The organism is Mycoplana sp. BE70 (genome assembly GCF_031455855.1).
Taxonomy (GTDB): Bacteria; Pseudomonadota; Alphaproteobacteria; order Rhizobiales; family Rhizobiaceae; genus Mycoplana.
In genome coordinates, this window is sequence record NZ_JAVDTM010000002.1 from 551,681 (window position 1) to 565,534 (window position 13,854).

General features: G+C 65.3%; 10 protein-coding genes. 6 read left to right on the plus strand and 4 right to left on the minus strand.

What is annotated here, in order from left to right; all coding sequences use genetic code 11:
* Window positions 1-4: 4 nt before the first annotated feature.
* The 6 genes from J2Y48_RS05930 to J2Y48_RS05955 all read left to right on the plus strand — a co-directional run bounded on the left by J2Y48_RS05930 (window position 5) and on the right by J2Y48_RS05955 (window position 5,890).
* Window positions 5-766 (plus strand): M48 family metallopeptidase, encoded by a 762-nt coding sequence (locus J2Y48_RS05930; protein ID WP_310414159.1) that lies wholly within the window; start codon window positions 5-7, stop codon window positions 764-766.
* 65 nt (window positions 767-831) lie between these two features.
* Window positions 832-1,524, plus strand: a complete 693-nt coding sequence (locus tag J2Y48_RS05935; RefSeq protein WP_310414162.1) for a phosphoribosylanthranilate isomerase — start codon at window positions 832-834, stop codon at window positions 1,522-1,524.
* Entirely contained in the window at window positions 1,521-2,741 is a 1,221-nt protein-coding gene (trpB, locus tag J2Y48_RS05940; protein WP_310414165.1) for a tryptophan synthase subunit beta, read from the plus strand. The genes J2Y48_RS05935 and trpB overlap by 4 nt, the downstream gene beginning before the upstream one ends.
* 1 nt (window position 2,742) lies before the next feature.
* Window positions 2,743-3,582 carry a tryptophan synthase subunit alpha gene (gene trpA, locus J2Y48_RS05945; RefSeq protein WP_310414168.1) on the plus strand — a complete coding sequence of 280 codons (840 nt, stop codon included), beginning with the start codon at window positions 2,743-2,745 and terminating at the stop codon, window positions 3,580-3,582.
* Window positions 3,583-3,620: 38 nt separating this feature from the next.
* Window positions 3,621-4,523, plus strand: coding sequence for an acetyl-CoA carboxylase, carboxyltransferase subunit beta (accD, locus tag J2Y48_RS05950; RefSeq protein ID WP_310414170.1), 903 nt, complete (start codon window positions 3,621-3,623; stop codon window positions 4,521-4,523).
* Window positions 4,524-4,561: 38 nt separating this feature from the next.
* Entirely contained in the window at window positions 4,562-5,890 is a 1,329-nt protein-coding gene (locus J2Y48_RS05955; RefSeq protein WP_405030165.1) for a bifunctional folylpolyglutamate synthase/dihydrofolate synthase, read from the plus strand.
* Between the two features lie 87 nt (window positions 5,891-5,977).
* Here the strand turns inward: J2Y48_RS05955 and trxA are convergent, their stop codons facing one another.
* The 4 genes from trxA to J2Y48_RS05975 form a co-directional block, all read right to left on the minus strand.
* Complete coding sequence (gene trxA / locus J2Y48_RS05960; protein ID WP_310414175.1) at window positions 5,978-6,301, minus strand: thioredoxin; 324 nt, start codon at window positions 6,299-6,301, stop codon at window positions 5,978-5,980.
* Between the two features lie 74 nt (window positions 6,302-6,375).
* Window positions 6,376-9,930: a double-strand break repair helicase AddA gene (gene addA, locus J2Y48_RS05965; RefSeq protein ID WP_310414178.1), complete on the minus strand. Its 3,555-nt coding sequence runs from the start codon at window positions 9,928-9,930 to the stop codon at window positions 6,376-6,378.
* Entirely contained in the window at window positions 9,923-13,114 is a 3,192-nt protein-coding gene (addB, locus tag J2Y48_RS05970) for a double-strand break repair protein AddB (protein WP_310414181.1), read from the minus strand. The genes addA and addB overlap by 8 nt, the downstream gene beginning before the upstream one ends.
* Complete coding sequence (locus J2Y48_RS05975) at window positions 13,111-13,842, minus strand: nucleotidyltransferase family protein (RefSeq protein ID WP_310414185.1); 732 nt, start codon at window positions 13,840-13,842, stop codon at window positions 13,111-13,113. The genes addB and J2Y48_RS05975 overlap by 4 nt, the downstream gene beginning before the upstream one ends.
* Window positions 13,843-13,854 lie beyond the last annotated feature (12 nt).

Below are 13,854 nucleotides of genomic sequence, written 5' to 3' on the forward strand. Positions count from 1 at the left end.
CCTGATGTTTTCCTCTCTTCTGAAATCTCGCCGTGCCTCCGGGACGCCGCCTCCACCGGAGACCAGGCAGGTCGAGGTGAATGGCAGGAGCGTGCCGTTGACGATCCGCCGTAACGCCCAAGCGACACGGCTGACGCTGCGCATCGAGCCCGGCGGACGGGCACTGAGGATGACGGTGCCGACCGGCCTTCCCGAGCGTGAGATCCGGGATTTTCTCGATCGGCATCAGGCTTGGCTGATGACCAAGCTCGCACGGTTTTCTACGACCACGGCGCTGTCGGACGGCCATCACATCCTAATCCGCGGGGTTGCCCATCGCATCGAGGAAACCGGCAAGCTGCGCGGCCTGACAGAGGCCATGATGGTCGACGGTGAGCCGGTCCTGCGTGTCAGCGGCCTGAGCGAGCACGTGCCGCGGCGCATTTCCGACTTTCTCAAGAAGGAAGCACGGAAGGACCTGGAGGCGCGTGTCGCAATCCATGCACCGAACGTTGGCCGCAAGGTCCGTTCGCTGACGCTGCGGGACACGCGCAGCCGCTGGGGTTCCTGCTCTGCGGATGGCGCGCTCAGCTTTTCCTGGCGAATCGTCATGGCCCCTTCCTTCGTGATAGACTATCTCGCCGCTCACGAGGTTGCGCATTTGCGTGAGATGAACCACGGCCCCGCGTTCTGGAGACTGTGCGGAGAGCTGTGCCCGCGCGTCGACGAAGCCAAGCACTGGCTCAAGCGTAACGGTACGATGCTTCACGCTCTCGATTTCGACTGACCGCCTTGTCAGGGGCGAGGCGAATGTCCTCGACTCTTCGGCGATTTCATGCGAGGTCCATCCCCATGAACAGCAGTGCCAGGACAAACCTCGACATCAAGATTTGCGGGCTGAAAACCCGTGAGGCAGTGCAGCGTGCCGTCGATCTCGGTGCCAGCCACATCGGCTTCATCTTCTTCGCAAAAAGCCCGCGCAATATCGAGCCGGCGGACGCTGCCGAGCTGGCCGAACTGGCGCGTGGCCGCGCGAAGATCGTCGCCGTGACCGTAAACGCCGACAACGATGATCTGGACGAAATCGTTGCGCTTCTGCGGCCGGATATCCTGCAATTGCATGGCAGCGAAAGTCCGGAGCGCGTCCTGACGATCAAGGCCGTTTACGGGCTGCCGGTGATGAAGGCCTTTTCCGTGCGTGAGGCGGCGGATCTGGAAAAGATCGACGCCTACGTCGGCATCGCCGACCGGTTCCTGTTCGATGCAAAACCGCCGGCCGGTTCCGATCTACCCGGCGGCAATGGCGTATCCTTCGACTGGGCCCTGATGCATGCGCTTGACGACGGCCTCGATTACATGCTTTCCGGTGGATTGAATAAGGACAATGTCGGCGAAGCCATCGCGGTGACGCGCGCGCCGGGCATCGATATCTCGTCTGGGGTCGAAAGTGCCCCTGGCGTCAAGGACATCGGCAAGATGGAAGAGTTTTTTGCAGCGGTACGGCGGGCGACCGATCCGGCCGTGGCCGCAGGGAGCAGGATGTGAATCAGTCACCCAATCTGAATTCGTTTCGCGGTGGTCCCGATGAGGACGGGCGCTTTGGCATCTATGGCGGCCGCTTCGTCGCCGAAACGTTGATGCCGCTGATCCTCGACCTGCAGGAGAAATGGGACGAGGCGAAGACGGATCCGGAGTTCCAAAAGGAACTGGCCAATCTCGGTACCCATTACATCGGCCGGCCCTCGCCGCTGTACTTCGCCGAGCGCCTCACGGAGCATCTCGGTGGCGCGAAAATCTACTTCAAGCGCGAGGAACTGAACCACACCGGCTCGCACAAGATCAACAACTGCATCGGCCAGATCCTGCTGGCCAAGCGCATGGGCAAGACGCGGATCATCGCCGAGACCGGTGCTGGACAGCACGGCGTTGCCTCCGCGACGGTTGCCGCGCGCTTCGGTCTGCCTTGCGTCGTCTACATGGGCGCCACCGACGTCTCGCGCCAGGCGCCGAACGTCTTCCGCATGAAGCTGCTCGGCGCCGAGGTGAAGCCGGTCACCGCCGGCCACGGCACGCTGAAGGATGCAATGAACGAGGCCCTGCGCGACTGGGTCACGAATGTCGACGACACCTATTACCTGATTGGCACGGCCGCAGGCCCGCACCCCTATCCGGAAATGGTGCGCGACTTCCAGGCCGTGATCGGCCGCGAGGCGCGCGAACAGATCCTGGCGGCGGAAGGCCGGCTGCCCGACGTCGTCATCGCCGCCGTGGGCGGTGGATCGAACGCCATCGGCATCTTCCATCCCTTCCTCGACGACAAGGACGTCAAGATCGTCGGCGTCGAGGCCGGCGGCAAGGGGCTCGACGGCGAGGAGCACTGCGCCTCGATCACGGCGGGCTCGCCGGGCGTGCTGCACGGCAACCGCACCTATCTGCTGCAGGACGGCGACGGCCAGATCAAGGAAGGCCATTCGATATCGGCGGGTCTCGACTATCCGGGCATTGGCCCGGAGCACTCCTGGCTGAACGACGTCGGCCGCGCGGAATACGTGCCGATCATGGACCACGAGGCGCTCGAAGCTTTCCAGCTTCTGACCCGGGTCGAAGGCATCATTCCGGCGCTCGAGCCGAGCCATGCGTTGGCAGAGGTGATCAAGCGCGCACCGAAGATGGGCAAGGACGAAATCATCCTGATGAATCTCTCCGGCCGCGGCGACAAGGACATCTTCACCGTCGGCAAGATTCTCGGCATGGAGCTCTAAGATGACCGCGCGCATGGACAAACGCTTTGCCGATCTCGCAGCCGAGGGCCGCCCGGCGCTCGTGACCTATTTCATGGGCGGCGACCCGGATTACGCAAGCTCGCTTGCCATCATGAAGGCCTTGCCGAAGGCCGGTGCGGATGTGATCGAACTCGGCATGCCCTTTTCCGATCCGATGGCCGACGGCCCGGCGATCCAGCTGGCGGGCCAGCGCTCGCTGAAGGGCGGGCAGACACTGGCCAAGACCCTGCAGATGGCGCGCGACTTCCGCCTCGAGGACGCCGACACGCCGATCGTGCTGATGGGATACTACAATCCGATCTACATCTACGGCGTCGACCGTTTCCTGGAGGATGCGCTGGCAGCCGGTATCGACGGGCTGATCGTCGTCGACCTTCCGCCGGAGATGGACGACGAACTCTGCATTCCGGCGCTTGAGCGGGGAATCAACTTCATCCGGCTGGCAACGCCGACAACGGACGCGAAGCGCCTTCCGAAGGTGCTCGAGAACACGTCCGGGTTCGTCTACTACGTGTCGATGAACGGCATTACCGGATCGGCGCTGCCGGATCCGGCCTTGATCGGCGGCGCCGTCAGCAAGATCAAGAACCATACGAAACTGCCCGTCTGCGTCGGCTTCGGTGTCAAGACGGCGGAGCACGCGCGCGCCATCGGCGCCTCGGCGGACGGCGTCGTCGTCGGCAGCGCAATCGTCAACCAGATCGCGTCGAGCCTCACGGCCGAGGGCGCTGCCAGCGAAGCGACCGTCGCCGGTGTTGAGGCGCTGGTGCGCAGCCTCGCATCGGGCGTGCGCGGCGCCCGGCTTGCCGCAGCGGAATAAATCCCCACATAGGGGCGAAAAATTCAGGAGTAACTTCAGTGAACTGGATCACAAACTACGTTCGGCCGAAGATCAATTCGATGCTGGGCCGCAGGGAAGTTCCGGAGAACCTCTGGATCAAGTGCCCGGAAACGGGCGAGATGGTCTTTCATCGCGACCTCGAAGAGAACAAGTGGGTGATTCCGGCTTCCGGCTATCACATGAAGATGCCGGCCAAGGCTCGGCTGAAGGACCTGTTCGATGACGGCGCCTATGAGGCCCTCCCGCAGCCGAAGGTGGCGCAGGATCCGCTGAAATTTCGCGATTCCAAGAAGTATGTCGACCGCCTCAAGGACAGCCGCGCCAAGACCGAGCAGGAAGACACGATTCTGGCGGGCGTCGGACGTGTCCGCGGCCTGAAGCTCGTCGCTGTCGTGCATGAATTCAACTTCATGGGCGGCTCGCTCGGCATTGCTGCGGGCGAGGCGATCGTCAAGGCCTTTGAGCGGGCGATTTCGGAAAAGTGCCCGCTGGTGATGTTCCCGGCCTCCGGTGGCGCGCGCATGCAGGAGGGGATCCTGTCGCTGATGCAGCTGCCGCGCACGACGGTCGCGGTCGAGATGCTGAAGGAAGCGGGGCTGCCCTATATTGTTGTCCTGACCAACCCCACGACCGGCGGCGTCACGGCATCCTATGCCATGCTCGGCGACGTCCACATGGCCGAACCGGGTGCCGAGATCTGCTTTGCCGGCAAGCGGGTGATCGAACAGACGATCCGCGAACAGTTGCCGGAAGGCTTCCAGACGTCCGAGTACCTGCTGGAGCACGGTATGGTGGACATGGTGGTCAAGCGCCACGACATCCCCGATACGCTGGCGCGCATTCTGAAGATTCTGACGAAAAAACCGGTTGCAGAGGCCACCAAGTCGGCTGGCGTTGTCGCCATTGCCGCCAGCGCCTGATTGATCCGGGGCAGAGGCGCGACATGGAAACGGCCGACATGACCGAGGCGGGTCGGGAGATCGAGAAGCTCCTTGCCCTGCACCCCAAGGGTTTCGATTTGTCGCTGGATCGCATCACGCGCCTGCTTTCGGCGCTTGGCGATCCGCACAAGCACCTCCCGCCCGTGATCCATGTCGCCGGCACGAATGGCAAGGGATCGGTCACCGCCTTCAGTCGAGCCATTCTGGAAGCCGCCGGCCTTTCCGTCCACGTCCACACCTCTCCCCATCTCGTCAATTGGCACGAGCGCTACCGGCTTGGCCGGAAGGATGGCGGTGGCGCGTTCGTTTCCGACCCGGTCCTGGCCGACGCCGTGCGCCGTGTTGCCGAAGCCAATGGCGGCGAGAAGATCACGGTTTTCGAGATCCTGACCGCCGTCACATTCCTCCTTTTTTCCGAGCATCCGGCCGATGTTGCGATCATCGAGGTCGGGCTCGGTGGCCGCTTCGACGCCACCAATGTCATCGAGCAGCCGGCGGTATCGGTCATCATGCCGATCGCCCTGGATCACCAGGCCTATCTCGGTGATCGCGTCGAGCTGATCGCGGCCGAGAAGGCCGGGATCATGAAGAAGGGTGCGCCCGTCGTTATCGGGCAGCAGGCCGAGGATGCGGCTCGCGACGTGCTCGTCGCCACTGCCGAGCGTCTCTCCTGCCCGCATGCGGTCTACGGCCAGGATTTCCTCGCCTACGAGGAGTTTGGCCGCATGGTCTATCAGGACGAGTTCGGCCTTTTTGACCTCCCGCCGCCAAAGCTTCCCGGGCGGCATCAGTTTGCGAACGCCGCTGCGGCAATCCGTGCGGTCAAGGCAACCGGTCTGCCGGTGACCGAGCGAGCCATCGAACGGGGTCTCGTTTCGGTCGAGTGGCCGGGACGTTTGCAACGGCTTACCGTCGGTGCGTTGACGAAGGTCGCGCCGGCATCCTCGGAGATCTGGGTCGACGGCGGACACAATCCGGGCGCCGGCGTGGTAATCGCCGAGACGATGGCGACGTACGAGGAACGCGATCCGCGGCCACTTTTTCTCGTCATCGGCATGATCAACACCAAGGATCCGGTTGGCTTCTTCGAGGCATTCCGGGGGATTGCCGAGCGCGTCTTCACCGTGCCGATTCGCGGCTCGGACGCGGGCATTGATCCAGTCGCGCTGGCAAGCGATGCCATGGATGCTGGACTGCAGGCCGAGCCGGTCTCCTCCGTTGCCGAAGCACTGCATGCGATCGCCCGTATCGTCGAGGACGACGCGGTCGCGCCCCGCATCCTTATCGGCGGTTCGCTTTATCTCGCCGGCGACGTACTTGCCGACAATGGAACGCCGCCGACCTGAGGGTGGCCGCACCGGTCGAACAATGTCACCCAACAACAAAAAGGCCCGGAAAAACCGGGCCTTTCAATGCATCAGTGCGCAAGCGGATTATGCCGCTGCAGTCGAAATCCAGGACGACAGCGCCGTCTTTGGGGCCGCGCCGACCTTGATGTCCGCCACCTGGCCGCCCTTGAACATGGCAAGCGTCGGGATCGAGCGCACGCCGAACTGCGCAGCAAGTTCCGGGTTCTCATCGATGTTCAGCTTGGCAACCTTCACCTTGCCGGCGAGCTCGGCGGAGATCTCCTCCAGCGCGGGGGCGATCATCTTGCACGGGCCACACCATTCCGCCCAGAAATCTACGACCACCGGCTCGGCGGAATTGAGGACTTCGGCCTGGAAATTGGAATTGTCGACTTTCACGGTAGCCATGAGGGGCTGCTCCTTGGGGGATTGAGGTTGCACTTCATGTGATGAGGGGCCGGAGCCATTTCAATGCCGGTATCTCACTTTGTCGCAAGCTCGGCAAGACTTGCGGCCATGGCTTCGTCAGCAAGCCAGAAGACCTGCGGAGCTTCGGTATAGACCAGGCCGCAATGGATCGTCCGGCCGGGATAGAGCGGCGCCAGGACCGCACGATAGATCGCGAGCTGCGCGACATGCTCGAAGGGGAGCTCGGCTCTGGAGGTTGGCGGCTGCCGATTCGTTTTGAAGTCGACGATCTCGACCGCGTCCTGCGTGACGACCATCCGGTCGATGCGCCCGGACACCGCATAGTCCGTCCGTCCGAGTCTCAGCGTGCCCATGATGGAGACCTCGGCGCGTGCGAGCGGTGAAAAGATCGCAGCAAGAGATGGTTCCTGCATGATCGCAAAAGCGGCACTGACCAGATTGTCTCGGTCACGGCCGGGCCAATGCCGCGTGGCGCGGTCAAGGTACCGCCGCGCCGCCGCAGGGCGGTCGGCAACGGGCAATCCGGGCAGGATCTGCAAGAAGCGATGGAGAATCCGGCCGCGTTCGAGCGAGCGGCCGGACCCCGATCCCGTGCGCGGCGCAAAGAGCGCCGAGCCAACAATCAGATCGGATTGCGATGTGTCGATAACAGCGGCCGCGCCGGAGGGGCTCAAGGGGCGGGGCAGGTGGCATTGCGGCGGCAGGGGGCGGCTCAGCGCCGGTGGTAGCGGCGATGCACGCTCCGCCTCGGCCCGAATGACGGCTTCGGGTGAACCGCCTCGGGCATCGGGCTCCCGCCAGGCATGGCCAAGCCATTGGTCCGACGCGGTCGAAAATGTGATCTCGCTGCAGCGGGCGTCCTGCGAGAGTGCCAGTTGAACCATTCCATGCCAGGTGCCCTTGCTTTCCTTCTTGCCGCGGTAACCGCAGACGATCAGTCGGTCGGCGGCGCGGGTCATGGCGACATAGAGCAGGCGGCGATATTCCTCTTCCGCCTGCGTGCTGAGGCGCAGGGCATCGGTCTCCGTCAGGGCATTGCCGAGGGAGGTGGTTGGCAGCCAGGCAGGCAGGGCGCCGCCATCGCTGCCTGCTCCGGTCAGGAAGCGAAATTTCGGCATATGCGTGTGCGTGAACGGCGCGCCGCCGCCGTCCACGAGAAAAACGACAGGAGCCTCGAGCCCCTTGGCCGCGTGCACCGTCATGATGCGCACTTCGTCGCGACCCTTGTCCTGCTCCCGCTTGACGCTCGGCGCCTCCAACTCCAGAGTGGAGATGAACGCTTGCAGGCCAGGCAGCCCGTTCTCCTCCTGCTCCAGCGCGAAGGAGAGGAATTCGTCGATGATTTCGCCGGCTTCCTGCCCCAGGCGCGCAAGGAAGGCTGCACGGCCGCCGAGCGCGCCGATCACGCGGGCATAGAAATCATGAACGGGCAGCGCGCGGGCCAACTGTGCGAAGTGTTCCAGCCGGCTCACGATTGCTGAAACGACGTCGTCTCCTTCGGCCTGGGTTTGCAGGTGGTACCAGAGGCTTGTCCGTTCCAGCCGGCGCGCCGCAAGCTCGAACAGCGTTTCCTCGGAAAATCCGAACAGCGGGCTTTTCAAAAGCGCAGCCAGCGACAGGTCGTCCTCGGGCAGCAGCGCAAAGCGACCGAGCGCAAGCAGGTCCAGCACGGCGATGTGCCCGGTTAGTACCAGCCGGTCGGCGCCGGCGACGGGGATCTGATGCGTCTGCTTCAACGCGCGCGTCAGGGCGTTGACGAAGGCATCGCGCTTGCGAACGAGGACGATGATGTCGCCGGGCCGCATCGGCCGCGTGACGCCCTTTTCCGTTACTGTCTCCTGGCCGATCCAGCTGGCAATCGTATCGGCGATGCGCCGGGCAAGGATATTGACCGGGGCCCGTTCCGGCACCGCGTCGAAGGGGGCCGTCCAATCCTCCTCGTCGATCGTTTCGACCGGCGCGATCACTTCCCAGACGTCCACCGCGCCGGGTTCACGGCCCCGGTTCGAGGCGTGGACGATATCGGCGTTGTCGGGCGAGAGCCCGCGCGCATGATCGGGAATCGAGAAGACCTGGTCCACGGCGGAGAGCACGTCGCGAGTCGAGCGGAAGGACAGCAGCAGCCGGATTGTCTGGAAGGCGATCTCCGCGTCATTCGCCCGGCGCGCCGTTTCCCGACCTTCCTGCGCGAAGCGCTCCGGGCGTGCGCCCTGGAAGGAATAGATCGACTGCTTTTCATCGCCAACGGCAAAGACGGTGCGCACCGCGTTGCGCGCACTGGTGCCCGCGAAGAATTCACCGGTCAGCGCGCCGATGATCGCCCATTGCCGCGGGCTTGTGTCCTGGGCCTCGTCCACCAGCACGTGATCGATGCCCTGGTCGAGCTTGTAGTGAATCCAGGCGCCGACATCGCTGCGGGTCAGCAGCGCGGCGGCGCGGTCGATGAGGTCGTCAAAGTCGAGCAGGCTACGGCCGCGCTTGAGGTCCTCATAGTCTCCGATCAGCCGCTCGGCGATGACAAGCGCAGCACAGGTGGCCTCGAACATGTCAAACCGCCGCAAGCGGTCCTGGCAGGCGATCACGTCGCTCTGAAAGTCGGCAAAGAACGGCTCGAAATCGGCAGACGCATCCTTGATCTTCTTCGATAGAAGGGCGCGGTCGAGGCTGGCGGGCGTCCCGCTGGCGGTGAAGAAGATTTCGCATAGGGTCGTTCGCCGCTGCTCCGGATCGCGCAGTTCGGGCACAGTTGCAAGGACCGCGACATTGCCCTTGACGGTGTCGCTGCCGATAGAGAGCGCCGTCTCGATGTACCGCCGGAACAGGCTTGCGTCGAAGTTGCGGGGCGGCCAGAAGGCTTCGGTGAGGCTTGCCGCGTCTTCCCCCGGCCCAAAGCCGAGCTGCTCGCGCAGGAAAGCCTGCGTGCCGCCATGGTCCGTGGCCGTCTCGATGAAGTCGCGAATGGCGCCCCGGTTGGCGATGATATCGGCGATCAGCCGTTCGAGCCCGGTGTCGTCGGCAATGTCGAGGACCGTCGCGAACGCTTCGGCAAGTGCGGGGTCGTCCTCCGTCGAGGTGGCGGTCAGGAGCGATCTGCGGGCATCAGCGAGGAGAACCGCCGCGGCCCGGTCGTCGAGCACGGAGAAATGGCCGGCGACGTTGGCTTCGAGCGGAAACTGATGCAGCAGCGCCTCGCAGAAGGCGTGAATGGTCTGGATCTTCAGGCCACCCGGCGTCTCCAGCGCGCGGGCGAAAAGACGGCGCGCTTCCGCGAGCTTCAGCTCGTCCGGGCGCACGCCTTCGATCTCCTCGACGCGGGCGGCCAGCGCCTCGTCGGGCAGCACCGCCCATTCGGCGAGGCGGTCGAAGACGCGGTTCGACATTTCCGATGCTGCCGCCTTGGTGTAGGTGAGGCAGAGGATGGCCGAGGGTCGGCAGCCGGCGAGCAGCAGCCGGATCACCCGTTGCGTCAGCACGTGCGTCTTGCCAGAGCCGGCATTGGCCGAAACCCAGGCCGAACCGGAGGGATCGGAGGCGGCGGCCTGCTTGCGGCCGGTCCAGCTCAGCCAGGCGCCGGGATCGTCGGCATGCGGCCGGTCGTCCTTAAGCATCGTCCTCTCCTTCGCTGCCTTCGGCCGTCGACCATTCCGCCACCCGCGCCAGGTGATCGTATTCGCCGCCAAAGTTGCGCTCTGCTTCCGGAATGACCCGCGAGGCGAAGCCGTAGCGCCCGGCAAGCAGCTGCGTCAGCAGCTTTTCGAGCTCGCTGAGGGCCTCGTCGGCGAGATCCGCGGCCGATTTTGGTTGGCGGTCCTTCGTCGGCTTCGCGTGCTCGTTGTTGACGTTTTCGGCGTCGAAGCGGTCGCCGGGCTTCAGCCGGACATAGGTGAGGTCGGCCGGCGCTATTTGCTTGAGGTCGCGGAACCCGCCTCGCTTGAGGGCGGCGGCTTCGAGCGCAAGCTGCGGATCGAGCAGCGCGCGGGCGATCCTCAGCGATGGCGAGCTGCCGGTCTTGTAGTCGATCAGGTCGGCGCGGCCATCGGCGTGCAGATCGATGCGGTCGGCGACGCCGGTCAGCCGCAAGCCGGGAATGCCGAGTTCGAGCGAGGCGGGCACTTCCGTCAGGCTCTTGACGACCGAGGCGCGTCGCCTGGTGTCCCAGTCGAGAAAGGCGCGCGCGACCGCCTGGAAGCGCGGACGCCAGACGGCGTCAATGTGCAAGGGCAGAGCGATGCGGTCGAACTCTTCCGCGGTAATGCGGCCCATCAGCTGGGTATCGGCGCCGTCGCTCGACCGCTCGCGCACGTAGCGATCGACGATCCGGTGGTAGAGTGTTCCGCGCTCGGCAGCACCCGGATCGACGTTGAACGGCGCGACCGGGTGAAGGCGCAGGATCCGGCGCGCATAGATCGCATAGGGATCGCGGCGCAGCCGCCCGACCTCGCTGAAAGAATAGCTGCGCGGCTGGAACTCGGCCGGGGGACGAGGCTCGGGCCGCGCCGCCGGCTTTTGCGGCGGGCGTTCGTCAAGGAGGTTCGACCAATGCAGGAAGTCCCTGCCTCGCCTGCGGAGATCGTTGCCAAGTGCCTCGCCTCCGACGGCAAGCAGCCGCTGTAGCCAGCGCGAGGCGACGGTGGGGGACGTGCCGCTGCGCATCGCGCGGGTCAACACCAGGTTCCTTGCGGCGCAGGCCATCTGGAAATCGTGCGCGAGCTGGCCGATGCGCCGCTCCGGCGGCTCCAGCCCGATATTGGCCTTCATGACGCGCGACAGGAAGGCGTCGTTGGTCGTCTGTCCCGGCCAGGTTCCCTCGTTCAGGCCGCCGATGACGATCGTATCGACGCTTTGCAGGCGCGATTCGAGCGCCCCGAAGATGAACACCCGCGGATGGCGCATGGAGCGCGGTTTGACGGTTTCGCTGGCGCCGAGCGCTTCGAGCGCATCGCACCATTGCGGCCCGTCCGCCTCGAGCTGGCCCACTGCTTCCATGACGCCCTTGAGGAGCGATGCGAGGCCGTCGCCGGCCTCCCCGGACCAGAGGCCGGCGAGGCTGCCATGCTCGTCGACAGCAACGGCCTCCAATGCCCGCCCGGTGCGCTCGGCCCAATCGGACAGCGGCAGCGCCGAGGTGTAGCGCCGTCCGCTGCGGCCGTGGCGCACCAACACGCCAGCCAGCGGCTCGACGGCGGCGGCAATCCGCCTTGCCAGGTCGCGGGCCATGGGCGCGGCATCGTCGCTGATCGCTTCGCGCCAGGCGGGCGGCTTCCTGTCGGCGGAGTGGCGTGAAAGGGCTTCGTCCAACAGGGGTTCGAGCGCGGAAACGTCGACCTCGGTCGTTCCGCCGCGAAGCGCGTAGAGCTCCAATGCGGTCGCTGCCTGGCTCATCGTCTCGAGGGGCAGGCCGAAGCGCGCCAGCGGATGTTTCAGCAGAGCCACAAGGGCGACGGGATCGCCGGGACGAAGCGTGGCTTCCAGCAGAAGCCGCACGAGGCCGCCCTGTGGCGTCGACAGTAGCGGCGTGCCGGCGGAATCGTCGGCCTCGATGCCGAAGCGGGCGAGTTCGATGGCGACGCGCCGCGCCAGCTTGCGGTCGGGCGTGATCAGCGCGGCCTGGCTTTCTTCGCCGGCTTCGAGCGCAAGACGAAGGGCGATGGCGATCGCGGTCGCCTCCGCGCGTTCATTGGGCGCCTCCACCAGCGAGACGCCGGCAAAGGCATCGCGCAGCGCGCCTTCGTCCACGCTTCGCCGTTGCTCTTCCCAGCCGGCGGTGGCGTGGACGGGCAGGAGGGCCCGCGATAGCACCTCGGCCCGCCATTCAAGATCGGGCAGCGGTTGTCCAAGCGGGGCGACCATCGTGCGGTCGAGGCCGAGGCGCTCGAGCAGGCGGCTCAGGCCGTATTGCGGGTGGCTGCGGTTTGACGCCTCTTGGGAGGGGTTGCCCGATGGATCGTGCGCGACCAGCTGCCATTCGTCGTTCGACATCGAAAAATCGAGCCCGGGCAACACGACAGCACCGTTCGGCATTGCCACGACGGCCTCGATCAACCGGGCGGTAGCGGGAATCGAACCCGTGGAGCCGGCGATGATCACCGGACCCGCGGGTGGTGCGGTCCGATAGCGTTCAGTTTCCGCTTCAAGCGTGGCGTTTCGGCGAATCGAGGGCGACGAGCGGTTCAGCTCCTGCAGCCGTTGCGGCCAGAACACGCTGGCGATCCGCAGGAAGGCCAGGGTCAGTTGCCACCATTGCGCATGGTCATTGGCGTCGATCGTCTCGAGCGCCTGCCAATCGCGTTCCTCCGTCTCCATCGCATCGATGAGATCGGCAAGCTCGCGGGCGAGCCAGATCGCGTCGGCCGGGCTCGCAGGGGCAACGAGCGGGCTTTCGGCATGGACGGCGGTGATGGCGGCCGGCAGGCTGTTGCGCCAGGCGAGAACGAGCCGGGCGAGTTCGAGAAGGCGTGCGGGGCCGGACAGCGGCTCGGCCATGTCGAGCGCGGCCGGAGCGATCTCGTCGAAGAAACCGCTGTCGTCGTCGGTTTCGCCGAGCGGGCGAATGACAGGCAGGATCGCCGAGCGGCCGCCGAGCAGGTCGACAAATTCGGAGCGCAGCGTTCGCGCCGATCGGCGTGTCGGCACATAGACCGTCAGGTCGGCGAGCGAAAGCGGATCTTCCGGATCGTAGCGGAAGCCCGGAGTGATCGCGCCTTCGCAGATCTTTTGCGCGAGCGTCCGCAGAAACGGCAGGCCGGGATGGATCGAATAGACGTTGCCCGCCTGCTGAATCGGCCTGCTCATGCCGCACCGGCCTTCCTGCCGACAGCTGCCTCGGCCTCGGCAATCGCTTCCGGGGTGCCGACGGTAATCCAGTGCCCGTCCAGCATAAGGCCGTGGAGACGGCCGGCAGCGATGGCGCGATCGAAGTAGATGTTGAGATTGAAAGGCCCGTCCGGTGCGTCGGCGAGACGCGCGGGCAGCATCGCGATCGCCCCGGCATAGACCACCGGTTCGCCATGGTCCGCGCTGAAACGTGTCAGCCGGCCTTCTGCATCCATCGAGAAGTCGTTCCTGCCGTTGTGCCCGGTGGTGTTTTCGAGGCGCACGCAGAGTAACGCCATATCCATCCGGGCCGGATCGAAGATGGCAGCGAGGCGGCGCAGGTTCGTCTCCTCGCCCTGGCGCTCGCCGACCCAGAACAGGTCCGCATTGAGGACGAAGACGGGCTCAGGTCCGAGCAGTTGCAGACCCTTGGCGAGGCCGCCGCCGGAATCCATCAGCGCATTCGTCTCGTCGGAGATCAGGATGTCGGGGCGCTGGCGGCGGGACAGGTGATCGATCATCTGGTCGGCAAAGTGATGCACGTTGACGACGGCGCGACGCACGCCGGCCGCAGCGAGCGCGTCCAGTCCATAGTCGATCATCGGCTTTCCCGCGATCGGTACCAGCGGCTTCGGCATCGTATCGGTGACCGGGCGCAAGCGCGTGCCGAGGCCTGCGGCGAGCAGCATGGCATTTTCGATCTTCATCGCCGGCATCCG

Excerpts from the sequence above, each read along its gene's own strand:
- J2Y48_RS05930 (WP_310414159.1), top strand. The coding sequence starts at position 5 with ATGTTTTCCTCTCTTCTGAAATCTCGCCGTGCCTCCGGGACGCCGCCT.
- J2Y48_RS05935 (WP_310414162.1), top strand. The coding sequence starts at position 832 with ATGAACAGCAGTGCCAGGACAAACCTCGACATCAAGATTTGCGGGCTG.
- trpA (WP_310414168.1), top strand. The coding sequence starts at position 2,743 with ATGACCGCGCGCATGGACAAACGCTTTGCCGATCTCGCAGCCGAGGGC.
- J2Y48_RS05955 (WP_405030165.1), top strand. The coding sequence starts at position 4,562 with ATGACCGAGGCGGGTCGGGAGATCGAGAAGCTCCTTGCCCTGCACCCC.
- trxA (WP_310414175.1), bottom strand. The coding sequence starts at position 6,301 with ATGGCTACCGTGAAAGTCGACAATTCCAATTTCCAGGCCGAAGTCCTC.
- addA (WP_310414178.1), bottom strand. The coding sequence starts at position 9,930 with ATGCTTAAGGACGACCGGCCGCATGCCGACGATCCCGGCGCCTGGCTG.
- addB (WP_310414181.1), bottom strand. The coding sequence starts at position 13,114 with ATGAGCAGGCCGATTCAGCAGGCGGGCAACGTCTATTCGATCCATCCC.
- J2Y48_RS05975 (WP_310414185.1), bottom strand. The coding sequence starts at position 13,842 with ATGAAGATCGAAAATGCCATGCTGCTCGCCGCAGGCCTCGGCACGCGC.